This is a genomic window from Sorangiineae bacterium MSr12523, assembly GCA_037157775.1.
Classification (GTDB): Bacteria; Myxococcota_A; Polyangia; order Polyangiales; family Polyangiaceae; genus Pendulispora; species Pendulispora brunnea.
On sequence record CP089982.1, the window covers coordinates 5,278,311 to 5,297,044 of the forward strand.

The 18,734-nt window shown below is 63.5% G+C and carries 16 protein-coding genes; all 16 read left to right on the forward strand.

Annotated features, from left to right (window positions below):
* Positions 1 to 9: 9 nt before the first annotated feature.
* Positions 10 to 876 carry a lysophospholipase gene (locus LZC95_20225; GenBank protein ID WXA99136.1) on the forward strand — a complete coding sequence of 289 codons (867 nt, stop codon included), beginning with the start codon at positions 10 to 12 and terminating at the stop codon, positions 874 to 876.
* Positions 855 to 1,283 (forward strand): hypothetical protein, encoded by a 429-nt coding sequence (locus tag LZC95_20230; GenBank protein ID WXA99137.1) that lies wholly within the window; start codon positions 855 to 857, stop codon positions 1,281 to 1,283. The genes LZC95_20225 and LZC95_20230 overlap by 22 nt, the downstream gene beginning before the upstream one ends.
* A 157-nt stretch (positions 1,284 to 1,440) precedes the next feature.
* On the forward strand, positions 1,441 to 1,971 hold the full coding sequence (locus LZC95_20235; protein WXA99138.1) for a hypothetical protein: 531 nt from the start codon (positions 1,441 to 1,443) through the stop codon (positions 1,969 to 1,971).
* Positions 1,968 to 2,384, forward strand: a complete 417-nt coding sequence (locus LZC95_20240; protein WXA99139.1) for a hypothetical protein — start codon at positions 1,968 to 1,970, stop codon at positions 2,382 to 2,384. Before LZC95_20235 ends, LZC95_20240 begins: the two co-directional genes overlap by 4 nt.
* Before the next feature lie 65 nt (positions 2,385 to 2,449).
* Positions 2,450 to 2,914 (forward strand): hypothetical protein, encoded by a 465-nt coding sequence (locus tag LZC95_20245; GenBank protein WXA99140.1) that lies wholly within the window; start codon positions 2,450 to 2,452, stop codon positions 2,912 to 2,914.
* A gap of 481 nt (positions 2,915 to 3,395) precedes the next feature.
* Positions 3,396 to 3,767 (forward strand): hypothetical protein, encoded by a 372-nt coding sequence (locus LZC95_20250; GenBank protein ID WXA99141.1) that lies wholly within the window; start codon positions 3,396 to 3,398, stop codon positions 3,765 to 3,767.
* Between the two features lie 197 nt (positions 3,768 to 3,964).
* Entirely contained in the window at positions 3,965 to 4,891 is a 927-nt protein-coding gene (locus LZC95_20255; GenBank protein WXA99142.1) for an AraC family transcriptional regulator, read from the forward strand.
* Positions 4,888 to 6,150: a sigma 54-interacting transcriptional regulator gene (locus LZC95_20260; protein WXA99143.1), complete on the forward strand. Its 1,263-nt coding sequence runs from the start codon at positions 4,888 to 4,890 to the stop codon at positions 6,148 to 6,150. The genes LZC95_20255 and LZC95_20260 overlap by 4 nt, the downstream gene beginning before the upstream one ends.
* Before the next feature lie 54 nt (positions 6,151 to 6,204).
* Positions 6,205 to 8,205, forward strand: a complete 2,001-nt coding sequence (locus LZC95_20265) for a pyrroloquinoline quinone-dependent dehydrogenase (protein ID WXA99144.1) — start codon at positions 6,205 to 6,207, stop codon at positions 8,203 to 8,205.
* Between the two features lie 14 nt (positions 8,206 to 8,219).
* Positions 8,220 to 8,972, forward strand: coding sequence for a hypothetical protein (locus LZC95_20270; GenBank protein WXA99145.1), 753 nt, complete (start codon positions 8,220 to 8,222; stop codon positions 8,970 to 8,972).
* A 71-nt stretch (positions 8,973 to 9,043) separates the two neighbouring features.
* Complete coding sequence (locus LZC95_20275) at positions 9,044 to 10,207, forward strand: DUF418 domain-containing protein (protein WXA99146.1); 1,164 nt, start codon at positions 9,044 to 9,046, stop codon at positions 10,205 to 10,207.
* Entirely contained in the window at positions 10,204 to 11,286 is a 1,083-nt protein-coding gene (locus LZC95_20280) for a hypothetical protein (GenBank protein WXA99147.1), read from the forward strand. Before LZC95_20275 ends, LZC95_20280 begins: the two co-directional genes overlap by 4 nt.
* Positions 11,287 to 11,392: 106 nt before the next feature.
* Positions 11,393 to 12,451, forward strand: a complete 1,059-nt coding sequence (locus LZC95_20285) for a sigma 54-interacting transcriptional regulator (protein ID WXA99148.1) — start codon at positions 11,393 to 11,395, stop codon at positions 12,449 to 12,451.
* 6 nt (positions 12,452 to 12,457) lie between these two features.
* Positions 12,458 to 13,672: an HlyD family efflux transporter periplasmic adaptor subunit gene (locus LZC95_20290; protein WXA99149.1), complete on the forward strand. Its 1,215-nt coding sequence runs from the start codon at positions 12,458 to 12,460 to the stop codon at positions 13,670 to 13,672.
* On the forward strand, positions 13,669 to 16,434 hold the full coding sequence (locus LZC95_20295) for an ATP-binding cassette domain-containing protein (protein WXA99150.1): 2,766 nt from the start codon (positions 13,669 to 13,671) through the stop codon (positions 16,432 to 16,434). Before LZC95_20290 ends, LZC95_20295 begins: the two co-directional genes overlap by 4 nt.
* Positions 16,434 to 18,557 carry an ATP-binding cassette domain-containing protein gene (locus LZC95_20300; GenBank protein ID WXA99151.1) on the forward strand — a complete coding sequence of 708 codons (2,124 nt, stop codon included), beginning with the start codon at positions 16,434 to 16,436 and terminating at the stop codon, positions 18,555 to 18,557. The genes LZC95_20295 and LZC95_20300 overlap by 1 nt, the downstream gene beginning before the upstream one ends.
* The last annotated feature ends 177 nt before the right edge of the window (positions 18,558 to 18,734 follow it).

Genomic DNA, 18,734 nt, shown 5'->3' on the forward strand with positions numbered 1-18,734 from the left:
AACATCGCGATGGATCCGTCCAAAGGCTATCAGAGCGGCTACATTCAGGGGGAGGACAGCGCGAAGCTATTTTGGCAGCGATGGTGCCCACCCGAGCAGATGAAGGGCACGGTCATCATCGTCCACGACCTGAAGGACCACGGAGCGCGTTACGCCGAACTTGCCTTGGGTCTTCTCGTTCCCGCGAAGTACGGCGTCTACGCGCTGGACCTGCGTGGCCATGGCCAATCGGACGGCGAGCGCGGATATGTGGACGATTTCGACAGATATGTTCGAGATCTCGATGCATTCGTGCGGCACGTCAAGAAGGAGGAATGGGCAACGGCGGCCGCGAGCACCCCGTTTGTGCTGGGCCACGGGACGGGCGGCACCATCGCCGCGCACTATGCGACCACGAGCCCCCCGATTCGCGGCGTCGCCATCAGCGGCGCGTGGCTGCGGCAGAACATCTCGGCGTTGGTCCTGCAAGGCCTTCGGATGGCGGACACCCCGTCTCGGGAGCCGGCCAAGGCCACCTTCTACGGTCTCGATCTGAACGATTACTCATCCGACCCAGCCGTCGTCGAACAGCTCCGCAAAGACCCTCTTGTTCAGAACGGGCGACTGCCCGCCCGGACGGCCCTTCAAATGACCAAGGCGATTAACCGTCTTCGGGAAAAGGCAAAGAACATCTCGTTGCCGCTGCTCGTTCTCCACGGGGAAGGCGACCGGATTGCCCCCATTCAAGGCGCTAAGGACGTTTTCGACACCGCCGGCTCCCAAAGCAAGCTGCTACGAACCTATCCCGGTTGCGCGCACGATCTGTGGCACGAGCCCGAACCAAACCGAGCACGGATCCGGAGGGACCTTGTCGCATGGCTGAATGCAACCGCGTAGCCATGGTACCGGCGATCGTGTACCTGCCGTCGATGCCGCTCGCCCGGGCGCATGCCCTCTCGGCGCATGGCCCCATCTATGCGCTGACGGTCATTGGCCTTGTGCGCGGGACGCCGTCCCTCTGCCACACAGGGTATTCGCTCGAGACTACCGTTGATGCGAGCCAGGACGACTACGAGCGCATGGTGACCCTTCGCCAATCGCTTGCTCATCACAAGCTCGAAGTCATGGGATTCTTGGGTGAGGTCTCGATCCGGCTCGTTCCGAGTGCTCGAGGCTTGCGGCTCTGCGCCGATGCGCGTGCTTGGAGCGACCTTTTGCGACGACGCGCGGCCGTCCGCGTGGAATGGTATGCACTGTCCGAAATCGAAGCAGCGGTACGTCTGTGGTTGAACAATCTAAATTAATAATCGTCTAACCTTCAAGGCAGCAGCGAATCGCAAGCCTCGACGGTGGACGCGAAATATCTGAGGGTGGGAAGTGACGTCATTTCTGAAGAAGCTGTGTGAGCAGGGATCGTCCGCTACGGGGACTGTGCGGCCCGATGCGTTGCGATTGCGCAGGATGTTTGGGGATAGCGCGGCCGAAGCACTCGCGTGGATTCTCTCGGCCAAGAATGGGTTTTACGCATTTTCGAACGCCCTGCATGTGCACTCGGACACGGATACCGACGAGGGCGTGAGCGTTTACGAATGGAACGATCCAGATGGCTGGCAACGTTCCTATGGGTCTCTGGCCCCGGCCGGCGTCTGTTTCGCCGAAGATGTGTTTGGCAATCAGTTCGTCTGGCATGACAACGGTATCCTCACGTTCGATGCGGAATCGGGAAGGCAGGAGGCCTTCGCATTCACGTTGGAGCAGTGGGCCGAGCGGCTTTGCCAAGATCCAAACCGGTGGACCGGCCGGAGTGTGGCGATGGCGTGGCAAGAGGAGCGCGGAGCTCTCCCGCGAGGCTACCGTCTTGTCCCGAAGGTTCCCTTCGTGCGCGGCCGAGAAATACCGACCGCTCACCTGGACATCGTCCCGGCAGCCGAAGCCATGAAGACTCGTGGCGCTCGAGCGCTTGCACTCTACGCGCGGGGGCCTCGCCGATGAGTATCGGTTCTTGGGAACGGCGCGTGGATGCGCGGGGCGTCACGTATTTGCACAGCGCAATGGATGGACAGCGCGTCCACCGACATTGCCTGGTCGCACGCGCGTCGGGGCTCTGGGTGGCGCTCGACGAGTTCGCGCTCCGAACGCGCGCGGACCTGAACGTGTTCCGCGGCCTGTTGGTCGACGCGTGGTACGAGGCGGCGGATCTCTCCTGGTACGAGGCCATGGAGCTCGCGCCGCCGCCGGTTGGGACGAACGAAGGGGACCAAGAGACTCGGCGCCAGCTGACGATCGTGCCCGTCGGCTATGGCCTGGTCCTGCATACGCAAGGAACGGAGTTCCGTACACCCGTGGAGATGCGTCAAACGGTAGCGGAACTGCGCAGACGGGGGCAGGCATGCTGGCCGGCCTAAGACATCTCTGGGCCGCCAATTTTGGTCACGCGTTGGCCCGACGCTTCTTGAACGAGTGGGCGAGCGTGCACGTACGTTTGCTCTGCGAAAAGGGGGCGAGCGAGCTGGCGGCGGCGTTGTTGTCGGTCGTCAATGATCTGCCGAAGACGAGGTTCGGGGGCAGCTTCACAAACGGATTCGTCGACGCCATTCATCGCACCGCACTGGTCGCGCAGGCCGAGGCAGCGCGCGCTCGATCCCGCGGGGAGGATGCGCGAGCCGCGGAGTACATCAGGATTGGGCTCGTGCTCCGCCAATGCCGATTCATTCCTTGGTGGGCGCGGTGGATGCGTGAGGCCGTTCGAGCGCGCCTGCGTGCCTATTGCGCGGACCTTGTCCGTGGCGACGTCAACGCCGACACCGGCAGCGAGGCGCCTATCGCCGAACGCTTCCGAGGGAATGTCGCAGAGGCTCGCGCAGGGCCGCCGTCTGCCCCATCAACAACGGGTTACAGCCGCACCGTCCGCGCCTCCGCGAGCGAGCATTCGTGACGGCCACTTTCACGCCCAAGGGCGGAGATGCAGAGAACCTGGCGAAGCAAGAAGATCCAACTCATGTACGGCACGATCCGGATCCCCGCTGCCGTCTATTCGAACCCTGTCGCACGCATCGAGCGACGAACCCAATTGGCCATATGGCGTCTTGTCGTCATCTCCGCCGAAATACAAGTGCATTGCCGCGGCTTTGTCGTCAAAACGCAAGAGGAACTGTATGCATTTTTGAACGCACTCGCACGAGCCTCGGCTCGCGCGACGGAATTGGGAATGTTGAGTGGGACACGACCGAACGCTCCACCCGTCGAGGCGTTGAAATACGCTGATTGGATCGAGTCGCGGCACGACGGCGTGCATTTCCTTCGAAGCAGAATGACTCTTCGCCCGCCGTCGGAGGCGAGCGCGCTTATCAGACTCGTGCTGGAACGGTGGTGGGCCTCGGGGGCTTACCGAACCAGATAGGAACGACATTTTTCCGGTGATGAGCATGAAGACATCGAGCAATAAGGACGACAGTACCTCGGCTGCCGAACCAGAGTCCGCTGCGGCACGGATGCAGTCATGGTTTGAGAGGACGGCTGCGCGGGAGGAAGGTCAGGGCCGATGGGATATCGCAGAACGGTTGCGCGGCATCGGGCAGACGTTTGCCGAATCCGCCGGTCGATTGCCGTCGAATGGCGTCGCCGCCGCGAGTGATAGACTTTTTCGGGGAGTCTTCGACGAGCTCCGGCAAGTGGCCTACGCCGCTTATGGCAGCGGGACCGATTCCGAGGAGATCGTGTCGCGTCATTGGAAGCTGCTCGCGGCGGACTTCCACCGCGAGTTTCTCTCGCAATGGAGCCCGCGATGAAGGCTCGCGACATGGGCGGTGCAAGCCTTGCGCTTAGGCCCATCGGAGCGCTCGGTGGGTCGGTGCCTTGTTCAACCGATGTTGAACGGTGCTCGAGCCACGCGTTGGGTGGTCGAGAATGCAGCCGGAAGCCGGGGATGGCGCTTCGATACCGACGCATTCCCCGGCTTCTCCTTGCCCCACTCCGCCAAACGTCGATGGACATCGCCTCGGCCGGCCGTCGCGTCGGCCTCGATCTCGGGTTGCGACGTCCTGTGCCGGAGGAGCAAATCGATCGGTGGCTCGCTTACATGGCCCCTTCGCTGCCGTCGGAGTTTGGCCTGCTCTTGGGCGCGAAGGTGCGGGCCGAATCCCTTGGGCTCGTCGGCCTCGCGGCGAGATTCTCCAGGAGTCTGGGGGCCGCGCTGGCGGTGCTTGCGGGGCATACCATGCTGGAAGACGAGATTCAAGTGCTCCCCGACCAGCAGGACACCCTGCTTCTTATTCGAAGCCGCGGCGACGTCCCATACGCGCGCAAGAAGGCCGACTGCGTCGCCGCGTCCATCCTAGCGATTGCGAACCAAATCACGGGTGAGCGGCTCGTGCCCAAAAGCGTCGCATTTGCGTTTCCCCCGCCGGAAACGGTCCGGTACCACCGGCAGTATAAGGATACATTCGGTTGTCCGATCCAGTTTGACCGCGGGGACACGTGCCTCGTCCTTGCGAGTCGGGACCTGAGAAGGTCGATTCCGGGTTCCAGCCGAAAGCTCGCCACGATGTTTCATCGCCACGCCGCAGAATCGCGCCTCGCGATGTCCGGAGTTTACGATCTCAGGTGGCGGGCGCGCGCCATTCTGCGCGCCCACCTCTTCGAGGAATGCCCGACAATTCCGGAACTTGCACTTCTGATGGGCGTGTCGGAAAGGCTATTGCGTAGGCGTCTGGACGATACGTCGCCGCGCTTTCTGGCAATCGTCGACGAGGTCCGAAAGGAGCGCGCGGTGCTCCTGCTGCGCCGCTGGCCGAAGTACACGAACGCGGAGCTCGCGAGCATGGTCGGGCTGGACGAGGCTAGATTCTCCGCACTGTTTCGGCGGTGGACAGGCATGACGCCAGGCCAAGCGCGGCAAGAGGCTTCACGATGACATCGGTTCTCGTGGCCATGGACGGCGACCCCGGAGATCGCGTGGTCCACGTCGTCGAATCGCTCGGATCGCCATTTCGAGTCACTCGAATCGCTCCAACCCGCGCCCTACCCGTGCTGTTTCGCACCAGCCTTGTCGTCGTCGACAGCACCATGGCGACCGAACGCCGTGAGACCCTGGCCCGTGTTTATGCCGCTCCAGTTCTCGTGATCGGGCAGGACATCGATAGGTCATTTCACGTTGCCGGACTGCAGCGGTTAATCAGCGAGTGCGTATCGCCGCAAGAGCACAAGTCGGACAGTGAGCTCGTGGCCATCGATCCTCCGCTGCGAACCGCCCTGCGCGTGATTGCGCAGGTGGCGAGAAGTGTCAGTAGTGTGGTCATCACCGGCCCCACCGGCGTAGGAAAGGAGCTGCTCGCTCGCCGGCTGCACGAAAGGTCGGGGCGGTCAGGACCGTTCGTGCCGATCAATTGCGCCGCCATCGCAACCGGGCTCGCGGAGGCGATGCTCTTCGGACATGTCCGTGGTGCGTTCACGGGAGCCATCTCAAACGCAAAGGGCGCGTTTGTCGAAGCCGCGGGCGGCACACTCTTCCTCGATGAAATCGGCGAGCTTGCCCCTCTCGTCCAGGCGAAGCTGCTCCGGGCCATCGATCAGCGCGCGATCCGTGCGGTGGGCGCGCACAGGGACACGGCTGTCGACGTTCGTGTCGTGGCAGCGACTAACCGGAACCTCGAGGAAGAAGTGGCATCCGGGCGATTCCGCGCCGACCTGTACTATCGACTCGACACGTTTCGCATCGCAGTGCCGGCGCTGCGTCAACGGCCCCGCGATCTGGTCACCCTCGTCGATCGGTTTCACCGCGGCCACGTTCGCAGCTCGGTCGTCTCGCTGTCCAAGGGAGCACGTCAGTTGCTCGAGCTTTACCCGTGGCCAGGGAATGTTCGCGAACTCCGCAACGTGCTCGAGCGCGTCATGTCCCTCGCTTCCCCTGGAGCGGTTTCTCCTGCGGCGCTGATCGCCCTCGCCCCCGAACTTGGTAGTCGTGCATCGGCCCCCCCTGACGTGACCGGGAAGGGCGACGCGAAGCAGTCACTGGCCCAGGTTCACGCGGAGACGGAAGAACACACGATTCGTTCGTATCTCGCGTCAGGGTCGGGAAGTCGGCAACAGCTTGCTGAGGAGCTCGGCATTCATCGATCGACGTTGTGGCGAAAGATGAAGCGCATCACGGGGCTGCTACGGCCCATTCGTTGAATATCGCATTCCATCAAACGTATCCCTTTTTGCCACTATGATTGGAGAAACATTATGAGATGGCGCCGTTTGCGTGCGCTTGCATTTGCAGGTGCGCTTCCTGCAGTGGCGGGATGGAGTTGCCGCAGCTCCGACGACGTCGGGAGTCGTACTGGACTCGCCGATGGCCTCGCGAGCGCGGTTCCAGAAGACGACTGGCCCGCCTACGGGCGCGACCTGGGTGGCGCGCGGTTCTCGCCGCTCTCGCAAGTCAATCGCCATAACGTTGCACAATTGGAAGCGGCGTGGACGTATCAGACGGGGGATGTCGCCAATGGCACGACCCCGCCGAACACCACGACGTTCCAATCGACACCGATTTATGTATTCGGCACCCTCTACCTGAGTACGGGTTTCGATCGCGTCATCGCCTTGGACCCGGACACAGGCAGAGAGAAATGGTCGTTCAACCCTCAGCTGGACGTCAACGTACATTATGTCCCAAGCATGACGTCCCGTGGTGTCGCATCGTGGGAGGATGCAGCAGCCTCCAACGAGACCGCGTGCCGCCGCCGCATCTTCGTCGCAACGCTCGATGCACGGTTGATCGCTCTGGATGCGTTGAGCGGCCTCCCATGCGCGAGCTTTGGCCAGGCCGGCACCCTTGACCTGAAGCAAGGAATCTCGGACGTTGTGCCGGGACAATACGGCATGACGTCCCCGCCGACGGTCGTGAACGGCGTCGTGGTGGTGGGGTCGATGGTCCAAGACGGCATCGGAACCCGCGTCCCCGAGGGGGTCGTTCGCGGCTTCGACGCACGCACTGGTGCACGGAGGTGGAGCTGGGATCCCATTCCTCGGCGGCGTTCGGACGAGGGGAACGATGCATGGTCGCCGGAGGATGCCCAACGCGCGCGCGCCGCCAACGTGTGGAGCATCATTACCGCCGACCCCGAGCGCGATCTGGTGTTTCTGCCAACAAGCTCGCCCGCGCCGGATTATTATGGCGGCCTTCGCAAAGGCCCCGGGCCGCACGCGAACTCCGTCGTCGCGCTGCGAGCTTCGACGGGCCAATTCGTGTGGGCGTTTCAAGTGGTCCACCACGATATCTGGGATTACGACATCGCCGCGGCGCCTGCACTCCTCGACGTCCCTCGCGACGGCCGAAAGGTTGCTGCCGTAGCCGTGGGAACCAAGAATGGGCACCTCTTCGTCCTGGACCGGGACTTGGGAAAGCCAGTGTTTCCTGTCGAGGAACGCCTGGTGCCGCCGAGCGACGTTCCAGGGGAGGAGGCAAGCCGAACGCAGCCCTTCCCTGTGGCGACGCCAAATCTTACCGGCGAGACGCGGGTCACCCCTGCGGATGCATTTGGCCTGACCCCGGTCGACTTGGCGGCCTGCCAGGCGACGATCGCCACCTCGCGCGCCGAGGGGATGTTCACGCCGCCGAGCATTCAAGGGACGCTGATGTTTCCCGGTCCCCTTGGTGGGGTGAACTGGGGAGGCCTAGCAACCGATGCGCAGAATGGGCTCCTGATCACCAGCGTGAACCGGTTTCCGTACGTGGTACGGCTCATTCCGCGCGACAAGCCCTACGTGCGACTGCCGGGTGAAGAGATCGCGGAGCAAGCGGGCACGCCGTATCGCCTTGGACGCCGCGCACTGCTTGGCCCCGTGTTCCCACTGCCATGCACCAAGCCACCGTGGGGCAAACTGGTGGCCATTGATGTCAGGACGGGCGCGATCCGGTGGGACGTGCCGATTGGACGCATCCCTGGGACGGAGCTCATTCCCGGATCGGATCATTGGGGGTCCATGCTCCTCGGAGGGCCGATCGTGACCGCTGGCGGGTTGGTGTTCATCGCGGGCACCATGGACAACGTGCTTCGCGCCGTCGACAGCGCGAGTGGGCAGGAGCTCTGGCACGCGGCACTTCCCACCGGAGGACAAGCGACCCCGATGACGTATCGATCGCCCAAAGGGAGGCAGTTTGTCGTGATTGCTGCGGGTGGAAGCGTCTTTCTCGCCAGCAAGCCCGGCGACACCCTGACGGCGTTTGCTCTGCCCGAACCATGATGTGCACCCCGACCATGAACGCTTCCGGCGGCATGATGGCGTTGAGCGCCGGCGCGGCACCGCTCGAGGTCGCGCGCGAGGCGATTCTCGGAAGTGGTACGGTCCCGTTGACCACAGGTGGAGAGCCATGGGGGGTACCGCTCTCCGTCTGCGTCGTGTGTGGGCTTCTAACTCTCGCAGTGCTCGCCTATGTCACGGTGAAGGCTATTCGCAATCTGTTGCCACATCGAAGGCTCAAAGAACTCGTCGCCTTTGCCAATGCGAATGGCTTCATCAAAGTATCGTCCTTACCGCAGTACCCGGAGTTTCACGGTACCGTTCATGGCGTCAACATCGTCATTCGCACCTTGGTTCCCACCCGCCATGCGTCCATGGTATGCGCCGAGGTTCTTGCGGATGCGGCACCATGGCCGCACCGGGTCGCTGCGTACCATCCATACATCGTCGATGACGACTACCATTTGGCTGCGGATCTGCCGGAGCGCCCGACGGGGGAGCCCCGCATCGATTGCCGCTTTCTCGTGCGCTCCAGTTCAGAGCGGGCTTCCGTGCTTCTCATTCCATGGGTTCGGCAGGCGCTCTTGCATCCGGGAGTGATGGCGTTCATTGACGATGGGGCGAACGTGCGCGTCCTGATTGCGTGGAGGTCGATGCACATCCCCGTTGCTGCAATTGAAACCATGTGCAGATTGCTGGCCGCGCTGGGGAATCTATCCGAGCGCGGTGGGTGCCAGACCAGCCCCCTTTTCCGAGGAAGCCCGCCGTGATTTGTCCGGACGAGTTCCCTGGCAAAGGAGGTCGCCCCGCGCCCACGAGCTCGCGTATTGAGGAGCTGGACGTGATCCGAGGGGTCGCCTTGTTGGGCGTGCTCCTCATGAACATCGTGGACGGGTTTCGTCTCGTACCCACCTACGCACCGGGCGTTGCCGCCGAAGAAGCGCTCTCGCCCGCGGAGCGCTTGGTGGACGACATCCTCTATATCTTCGTTGCCGATAAAGCCATGACGATGTTCTCCATGCTCTTCGGCGTCGGCCTGGCCATTCTCCTTGAACGCGCCGACCGTCAAGGGCAGGGGGTCCAGCTGCTGTTGCGGCGTCTCCTCATTCTTTTTGCGTTCGGTCTCGTTCACGCCGTGTTCCTTTGGGAGGGCGACATTCTCATGCCCTACGCGGTTGCGGGGCTTGGTGCTCTCTTCGTCATTCGCCTATCCCCTCGACTCCTTCTCGCTCTGGCCCTTGTGCTTCCCGCCGTATATCCGCTCCTCCTGTGGCGCTGGCCGCACCTTTTTCCGCAAGGCGGGCCGAGCGCCAGCGCACATCATCGACAGGCACTCGCGGTCTACGCGCATGGCACCTATCTTGAGGTCGTCGCCTTCCGCGTGCCCAATGTCTTCGGCGTGCACGCGCAGTTTGTATTGCTTCGCGGGTTCGCCCAAATCCTTGGCAATTTCCTTCTCGGCATTTTCCTGTGGCGGAACGGGGTCTTGCGCCGCCTCGAAAGCTTGGGCACGTGGCACGTGGGCCTCGCGGTCGGTGGCATGGTCATCGGTGCGGGATACGCCATTTTCCGCGTGGTGCTGCAGCCCGCTCGCCCGCCGAGTTCCATGCCGATCGCGCTCGTGCGTCTCGGCTGGAACATGACGCTGCAGCTCTATGCTGCGGGATACGGCGCTGCGCTGCTCAGGGCCTTGCAGAGACCTCGTGCGCGCGCATGGCTCATTCGGACCTTTGCGCCCGTCGGCCGAATGGCCTTTTCCAATTACCTGGCCCAGTCCCTCCTCTTCACCACGGCGTTCTACGGTTACGGTGCGGGGCTCCTTGGACGAGTCGGCATCGTCGGTGCCGTGGTCCTGGGCATCGCGACCTATGTCGTGCAAGTCGCCGCCAGCTGCCTTTGGCTTCGCCGGTTTCAATATGGTCCATGCGAATGGCTGTGGCGGGCGCTGACGTATGGGTGGCGGCCGATGGTCACGGCAATCCGTGCACCCGGGAGAGCGTCGTGAAGGAGCGTTCGTTGTTCTCCCGCACGATTAGCCGGTACCTCGAGGCGGTGTACGACGACCCAGGCAATGATGAGGCCCGCATGCGTTACGCCGTGTGGGCGTGCGGAAGGGGGCTTGCCCACGGTGCGCTCGTGGACCTTCAGATGGCCGCTACGACGCGGCCACTCACACCCGCGGAAAGGGCGACCGAGTCCGCACTGCTTGCGGACCATGGTCGCATCTGGCTTGGCCCACTCGCCCCGGTCGTTCGGAGCGTGCGCTTCCAGCGCGGATTTCCCGCCCACCTGACCATCTCCGCGAGCAGGGAGGCCGACCTGCGGGCCATCGAGGGCCACCCCGCATACGCGACCGTCGAATCGATTGAATTCGAGCACGTTCAAGGAGGCTTATGCCGACGTACGGGCTCCGTGCAGATCGGCCTTGGACATGCTGCCTTTCGCGGGTTGCGCTCCATATCGGGCGTCTATGGGGCCACGCTTCTCGAGGCGAGCCGCGTGCACCGCCGTCTTGAGGCCCTCGCGTGGTTCGTTCCACCGGAAGCAACAGGATCGATGCCGCCGGCACCGCCCCCAGTCGTGGTCGCTCAGGCGATTGCAGAATTCTCCGGGCTTCAGCACTTGCGTATTGGGAACGACGCCGTGACCACGTCGGACGACGTCGATGACGAGATCGCAGCCACGTTGCTGAGCGGCCAGCGGCGGCCCGCGCGGGTGAGCATCCGGTCCGATCACCGACGAATCCGCGGGTGGATTCGTCGCATGAAGAAGTTTCCCGTTGGCGAGCTGGAACTTCGGTCGGACGGCTGCGGGACCATGCAGCACGCCGGCATGGCTCTCACCCTGCATATCGTCGATCACAACGTTCAGCCGCGGGCCAGGGCCGTGTTTGACACCGAGACCCTTCAACCGGAACGTTACGAACTGCGCACGTTTGTCGCGGCGCTGCCGATCCTCGCGCGCGAGGGAGTCGAGGTCGTCGAGGTGATGCTTCCTGACCCCACACGCGATGGGGCTCTCCTCCTGCGGGCGATGTCGAATGCGCGCCATACCGTTCCGAATGTTGATATCCGCCAGACATAAACAATACGCAATGCACCCTTTAAACAGCCGAACATGACATATAGCAACAATGTCAGTCTCATTGAGTCGGCCAATTCTATAAAGTTCAGCGGGAAAGATAACCAACATGAGCGCGAGCGATCACTGTGAACCCGGCGGACAATCTTTGCCCATTTTGATGGCGCCCGAAATGCGCAACCTTCTACATCGCGCCGATCTCTTTGCGGCCTCCAGTTTGACAATACTGATATTGGGCGAAACTGGCGTCGGGAAAGAGCTCATTGCGGAACGGGTCCATCGGCGTTCGCCGCGCCGTTGTGGCAATATGCTCAAAGTCAATTGCGCTTCTTTGGCCGAAAGCCTTGTGGAGAGCGAGCTTTTTGGGCATGAGCGAGGAGCTTTTACGGGAGCACTTGCACAACGAGAAGGCCTATTCGAAGCGGCTGACGGCGGGACGCTTTTCCTGGACGAGGTAGGGGAGCTGTCACCCGTTGTTCAGGCCAAGCTCCTTCGTGTTTTGGAATGTGGAGAGATCGTAAGAGTCGGCGCGACCAAACCGGTTCGCGTCGATGTCCGTATTGTCGCGGCCACGCATCGCGACCTTGCCCAACTCGTGAGGATTGGACGTTTTCGTGAGGATCTCTACTTTCGGCTCACCGGCGCAGAGCTCCACGTCCCCCCGCTCCGAAAGCGTCAGCTCGACATCGAACCTCTCGCGATCCACTTCGCAGATCGAATGGCGCGTAGCCTCGGGAGACCTGTCCCGCAAATTAGCAGCAAGGCAATTCATATACTCTTGTTGCATCCGTGGCCTGGCAACGTACGTGAGCTGAAGCTGGTCATCGAGCGTGCCGTCGTCGTCTGCCAGGGAGACACGCTGGGAGCGGAGTGCTTGGAATTTCCCCGTCGGGATGTGCGGGTAGAGGAGACGAAAGACGGTCACGACGAGTTTGACGAGCGATCTCGAATCATCAAGGCGCTTCAGAAGACGAATGGGAATCAGACGAGGGCCGCGGAGTTGCTCGGGATGACACGGCGTTCGCTTGTGAACAAGCTCGACCGGTATGAGATCGCTCGCCCCCGAAAGCGTGCGCTGGACGAGCGGAGCGCTACGCGCATCGCAGGGGGTGGCGTTCTCGTCGACGCAAGCCTCACGCGCGGCGTCGCGCGCAACGAGTCGACATAGCGGGCCATGGCTACGTCGTTTTCTCGGACCTTGCGGTCCCTCGAACGGGATGCTGGACGGAAACGCTGGCCGACGGCGCTGCTGGCCATCCTGATCTTTGGAGGGTGGGGGACATGGCTGACGCTCGCCCGGGTAGCCGTCTATGCGGTGACGTCGAATGGTCGGCTTGAGGTCGCCGAAATCGCTCACCCCGTGGCGGCAGCCGACACCGGCCGAGTTACCGAGATGTACGTCGCGCTCGATCGTGAAGTCCAGAAGGGGGACATCCTCCTGGTGCTCGACACGACGCTCGAGCGGAAGAAGCTCGACGAGGCGACAGCGCGCCTTTCATCCCTACAGCCCCGTATGGCCGCCGTACAAGAACAGCTCGCTGCAGAGTCGAGCGTGCGAAACCTGCAATCGAAGAGCAGTTTGGCAAACGTCGAACGGGCGCGGATCGAGCAAAGGCGCGCGGAGGCTCTCGCTTCGAATCAGGAGCACATCCTGAAGATCAAGGGGCGGCTTCGCGCCGAGGAACTTACGACGGCTGTGGACGCCCTTAATGCGGAGCGGGAGGCCGCCGAGAGCCGACATAATGCGCAAAGCGCGAAGGTAGACGTGGACCGCCTTCGGGTGATGGGGCGATACGACGATGAGCGGGCCCACTCGCGCGTCGCCGAGCTTCGTCGCGAGCTTGCCGACATCGAGGGGGAGCAGGTGACCACGCAAGCCCTTGTCGAGACAACCCGTGCGACCATCGAGCTGAAAACGGTACGGTCTCCAGCGTCGGGGCGCCTCGGAAACATCACAGCGCTTCAAATTGGAGCTGTCGTTCGCGCGGGAGACGTGGTCGCCACCGTGGTGCCGCATCAGAGGGTTCACGTCGTGGCGAACTTTGCTCCGGCCGAGGCCGTCGGACGCATCGTGCCCGGACAGCGCGCGCGCGTAAGGATGACGGGCTTTGCCTGGACGCAGTACGGTCTGTTGAGCGCGACCGTGGGGCGGGTGGCGAACGAGCCACGCGACGGGACGATTCGCGTGGAACTGGGGCTCGACGCCGTCTCGGCGGCGCAAGGCATTCCAATTCAGCACGGATTGCCAGGGGCCGTGGAGGTCGAAGTCGAGCGCGTCGCCCCCTGGCGATTGCTCTTCCGCGCGATCGGCTATGCCGTTGTGGACGGTGCCGCGGTGCGGCCGGCGGATAGCTCCTCGACGCCAGGACCTGGGGAGGCTCGCCGATGAATCAACGCGCGGGGCGTTCCCTTTTCGTTCCCGAGGTGATTCAGACTTCGTTGACCGATTGCGGTCCTGCCGCGCTGAAGGCGGTGCTGCACGGTTTCGGCGTCGACGTAAACTACGAGTGGCTTCGGTCACGGTGCCAGACCGACGTCGACGGTACGTCCATGGACGCACTCGCGGCGCTCGGTCGCGAGCTAGGCCTCGTCACCTCCGAGATTCTTATCTCCCGCGACAGCCTTCTGTTGCCCGAGGCGGACTGCCTGCCGGCGATCGTCCCAACGCGCAGCGCGGGCGGTGCAACGCATTTTCTCGTTCTCTGGCGCACACTGGGCCCGTACGTGCAGGTCATGGATCCCGCCGGGGGAAGGCGCTGGATGAGAGCAGCCACGTTGCTCGAGAGCATCTCGCTCTATCGCTTTCCGATGTCGACGGAGAAATGGAAGCGTTGGGTCCGAACCCCCGACGCGACACGCCCCCTGGAAGCGCGAATGTCGCGCATCGGCCTCAAGCGTTCCCGACGCCGGCATCTACTCGAACCCGTGTTTGCCTTGCCTCGATGGGGAGCGTTTGCTCGATTGGACGCTGCGGTCCGGATGGTGACCGCGCTGGTCCAGGGAGGAGCGATTCGCCCCGGACCTGAGGCCGCGGCAATGGTGGAGTTGCTCGTCGCCCAATCGCGCCAGGGCCGCGCATACGAGGCTATTCCAAAGGACTTCTGGTGGGCGAGCCCTGGGAATGCCCCGGATCAACTTGAGCTGCACGGTGTCGTCTTCGTGCACTTTGATCTCCCGCGCCGGAGGTCGGCTCTCATCGCGCGCTCCTGGCCGCCGAGCACGCCGGAGGTATCGGTTGAAGGGTCGGGCAATCATCGGGCGTGGGCCCCAATGAGGCCGCGGCGGAAACACGACGACGATCCCACACGCAGGGCTCTTCCGAGCAGCATTGACGACGAGCTTGGGCAAGCGAAGGTCTTCCCCCTGCAGCTCCTCGTGCGCGCCGTCCGTTTTGATGCGCCATGGGCGATGGCGCTCCTCGCCATCGCCGGTGTGCTCGCGAGCGCAGTGGCCCTTGTCGACGTTGCGCTCTTGCGGGGCATCTTGGATATCGCGACCTACTTGTCGCTGTCCTACCAGCGCGTAGCGGGAGTCGTCATGCTCCTCGCTTTCACGCTAGGAGCGATGGCCCTGGAGTACTACGTGGGCACGTTGCTGGCGCGCGTTGGCCGCGGTCTCGAAGCGAGACTGCGCGTCGCCATTCTTGAAAAGCTGCCACGGTTCGAGGATGCCTACCTCCGAAGCCGGCCGACGTCGGACATGGCATCGAGAGCACACGCATTGCACATGATCCGCCAAGGCCCCCCGCTCGCGTCACGTATTGTCACCGTCGTTGCGTCGTACCTTGCAACGTTGACGACGTTCGTATGGCTCGAGCCATCATCGCTCGGCCTCGCCGTTGCCGCGGTCCTTGTCGGCGTCGGGCTGCCGTATGTCATGCGCAAGCCGCTCTCGGAGAAGGTCGCGCGTCTGTGGACCCACACCTCGGCGCTGGACCGCTTCTATCTCGATGCGCTGAAGGGTGCCGTTCCGCTCCGCGCGCATACCGCAGAGGCTGGGCTGCGGCGCGAGCACGAGTCGCTCCTCGTGGAATGGGCGCGCACCGCCAGAGGGGTTCTCGAGCAGAGCACGTGGACACGCGGTGCGCAGGCGCTGGCCGGAACGTCCATTGTTGTGGCTCTCGTGACCGCCTACGTGGCGTCGGGGGGAACTCCGGCCCGGCTTCTTCTGATCACGTTTTTTGCGCTGCGCCTTCCGTCGTTGGGAGAGGAGCTCTCCGGGCAGCTGCTCGGGTCACACGAGACGCTGAACGCGGCGCACCGCATGTTCGCGCCACTCGCAGGCAAGGAGGCGGAATCGTCGGAGCAAGCGCGCCCCAGGCAATCACCGGACTCGAACTCGGGCGTTGCCCTTGCGATGCACAACGTCACGGTCTGTGCCACGGGGCACGACCTGCTTCGTCGCATCAACTTGACCATCCGCCCTGGGGAGCACGTCGCCATCGTCGGAGCGTCCGGGGCGGGCAAGTCGTCACTCATTGCCGTTCTTCTTGGATGGCTGAGTGCAAAGGAGGGCGCCGTACTCGTCGATGGGGACTCCCTTCAACCGTCCACGCTGCGGCGAAGTACCGTGTGGGTCGACCCGCAAGTCGCGCTGTGGAATCGTTCGCTCCTCGATAACATCACCTACGGGGCGCCCGCGGACGCTTTGGGCGGAGCTGGGAAAGCGATTGGCGCCGCCGAGTTGCGCGACGTGCTTGAGCGCCTTCCAGACGGTTTGCAGACCCGGTTAGGGGAAGGGGGATCGCGGCTGTCTGGCGGCGAAGGGCAGCGCGTTCGGATCGGACGTGCCCTCGTACGCGAAAACGTGCGGCTGGTGCTGCTCGACGAAGCATTCCGCGGGCTTGAGCGACCTCGGCGACGTGCCCTCGTCCAACGCGCCCGCGCAGCGTGGCCGCACGCAACGATGCTCGTTGTGAGCCATGACGTTAGCGATACCCTCGACTTCGACCGTGTGATCCTGATGGACAGCGGTGCGATCGCAGAAGAGGGTTGCCCGGCCGAACTCCTGTCGGCCCCCACGCGCTACCGAGCTCTCGCGCTCGCGGACCGCACTGCAAGGGCCAACCTCCTTTCGGGAACCGTGTGGAAACGACTGCGTCTCGAAGGCGGGCGGCTTCGCGCTGCGGCAGAGGAATCGGTGGAGCGGTGATGCACCGGTGGCTTGACATCGCATGGGCGGAAGAGCGGGTGGAGGAGGTCCTTACCTTGCTCGCGCGCGAGGCGGGGATCCCGACTCGCACGTCCACCGGACGCGAAGGCGCGGCCCTGACCAGACTCCCCGCGGGCGCCGACCGGATCGGACTCGCTGCCGACACCCTCGGCCTCGAGGCGGAATCCGTATCCTGTACGTACAGCGAGGTCTTAGGGACCTTACGGCGGATAGGTCCGGGGCTCATTCGGGTTTCCGACCGCGAAAGCCCGCGCCTGCTCGCCGTCATTCGGTGCGATGCCGACGCGGCCGTCATTCTCACCCCAGCGGGATCGAGAGTCCGGGTGCCGTACGGGCCTCTCGTCGCCCGACTCACTGCGCCGTTGGAAGGGGGGCCTGGAAAACGCGTGGACCAATGGCTTGCCCGAATGCAACTCTCCCCGAGACGGGCCGTCCGCGCACGCGACCATCTGCTCCGTCACGTCATCGGCGGCCGCCGGCTCGAGGGGCTGTGGATACTCCGAGGCCACGCGTCGACGAGCTTTCTTCGCGAGCTTCACCACCATGGGGCATCGCGAAGAGTCCTGTTCTTTTCCGGGGCGGCCATCGTCCAGATCCTGCTTAGCGTTGGCGGCTGGATCCTCCTCGGACGCGGCGCGCTCGACGGAGTTGTGCAAACGGGCTGGCTGGTGGCCTGGGTGCTCGTGGTTCTCAGCGGCGTCGGAGCCCAACTCGTGAGCTCGTGGAGCGCCGGGCAACTCGCGATCGATATCGGAGTCCAACTCAAGAGGCGCCTTCTCACGGGCGCGCTCTGCATCGAGGCCGATGAGATCGTGCACCGAGGCTCCGGCGCCCTGCTCGCGACCGTGGCCGAGTCCGCGACCGTGGAGAGGTCTGGATTCTCGGGCGTGGTCGGCACGCTGACGTCAGCCATTCAGCTGATTGCCGCAGCGCTCGTCCTATCCGTCGGCGCGGGGGGCAGACCGCACGCGCTGCTCTTGGTCGCGTTTGTCGCAGCGATCATCGCGGGTAACCTCTACACAGCACGACGCAGGGCTCGTTGGAGCGCGCAGCGCTTCGCAATGACGAACGACTTCGTCGAGAAGGTGATCGGCAATCGAACGCGCGTGGTCCAGCAAGCCCCAGAGGATTGGCATATCGAGGAGGACCGAGCACTGGAAAGCTACATGGCAGCGTCCGAACACCTCGACCACGCACAGCACTTACTCGCGCGACTACCTTCGCGTGCATGGTTTGGGATCGGGATGCTTGGAATCCTGCCAGCTTTGCTGTGGGGACAAGACGATCGCGCTGCCATCGCCATTTCCGTCGTTGGTATTCTCCAAGCGCAGGGTGGACTCGTTTCGCTCTCCGGGGCGCTGTCCGATCTCATGGCCGCACTCGTCGCTTGGCGCGGCATAAGCCCCTTGTTTGAAGCGGCGACCCTCGCCGATCCCGCCGCCTCGCCCGCCGCCGTGGCTCTGACGCGGAGCGCGCCCGTGAACGCGCAGGTGCCGATCCTCGAGGCGCAAGGGCTGACCTTTTCGTACCCCACCCTTGGCAATGCGACGATCACCGAATGTGACCTCGTTTTGCGAGACGGTGACCGCATCCTCCTCGAGGGGGCATCCGGTAGCGGCAAGTCGACGTTGGTGTCCCTTCTCTCGGGACTCGAGCTACCAACCAGCGGACTGCTGTTGCTACGAGGCTTCGACCGATCCACCTTGGGCGGACTTGGCTGGAAACGGTCCGTATCGAGCGCTCCGCAATTTCACAAGAATCACGTGTTTGCCAACACGCTCGCCTTCAACCTCCTCATGGGGCGCTCCTGGCCCCCGGCCGAAGGGGATCTGAAGAAAGCGGAAACGATTTGCCGAGAGCTCGGGCTCGGCCCACTTCTCGATCGAATGCCTTCGCGGTTGGATCAGGTCGTTGGAGAGACGGGGTGGCAGCTCTCGCATGGTGAGAGAAGCCGGATCTTTCTCGCGCGCGCGCTCCTGCAGGATGCAGAGGTCGTCTTTTTGGACGAAACCTTCGGTGCACTGGACCCGCTGACGATGCAGACGTGCATGGATTGCGCAAAACGGCATGCACGAACGCTCGTCATTGTGGGCCACCACTGACGCGACCTCGCGTCTTCACAAATTGAGAAAAGTCTTCTCAACTCCCGATCTTCGATCCTCGGCGAAAGCCTTCAACGACGCGGCACCTGAATTGCACGGCCGCGAGCTACACCGGAAGGCTGGAGCCTTCCGTGAAAGAGCAGAGGCAACCCCTTGAACCTGTCCGAGTTCTCCGAC

What these genes read in the sequence shown, in the direction of transcription:
- LZC95_20225 (WXA99136.1), top strand. Translation starts at nt 10, where the DNA reads ATGGATCCGTCCAAAGGCTATCAGAGCGGCTACATTCAGGGGGAGGAC.
- LZC95_20230 (WXA99137.1), top strand. Translation starts at nt 855, where the DNA reads ATGGCTGAATGCAACCGCGTAGCCATGGTACCGGCGATCGTGTACCTG.
- LZC95_20235 (WXA99138.1), top strand. Translation starts at nt 1,441, where the DNA reads ATGTTTGGGGATAGCGCGGCCGAAGCACTCGCGTGGATTCTCTCGGCC.
- LZC95_20240 (WXA99139.1), top strand. Translation starts at nt 1,968, where the DNA reads ATGAGTATCGGTTCTTGGGAACGGCGCGTGGATGCGCGGGGCGTCACG.
- LZC95_20255 (WXA99142.1), top strand. Translation starts at nt 3,965, where the DNA reads ATGGACATCGCCTCGGCCGGCCGTCGCGTCGGCCTCGATCTCGGGTTG.
- LZC95_20260 (WXA99143.1), top strand. Translation starts at nt 4,888, where the DNA reads ATGACATCGGTTCTCGTGGCCATGGACGGCGACCCCGGAGATCGCGTG.
- LZC95_20265 (WXA99144.1), top strand. Translation starts at nt 6,205, where the DNA reads ATGAGATGGCGCCGTTTGCGTGCGCTTGCATTTGCAGGTGCGCTTCCT.
- LZC95_20270 (WXA99145.1), top strand. Translation starts at nt 8,220, where the DNA reads ATGAACGCTTCCGGCGGCATGATGGCGTTGAGCGCCGGCGCGGCACCG.
- LZC95_20285 (WXA99148.1), top strand. Translation starts at nt 11,393, where the DNA reads ATGAGCGCGAGCGATCACTGTGAACCCGGCGGACAATCTTTGCCCATT.
- LZC95_20290 (WXA99149.1), top strand. Translation starts at nt 12,458, where the DNA reads ATGGCTACGTCGTTTTCTCGGACCTTGCGGTCCCTCGAACGGGATGCT.
- LZC95_20295 (WXA99150.1), top strand. Translation starts at nt 13,669, where the DNA reads ATGAATCAACGCGCGGGGCGTTCCCTTTTCGTTCCCGAGGTGATTCAG.
- LZC95_20300 (WXA99151.1), top strand. Translation starts at nt 16,434, where the DNA reads ATGCACCGGTGGCTTGACATCGCATGGGCGGAAGAGCGGGTGGAGGAG.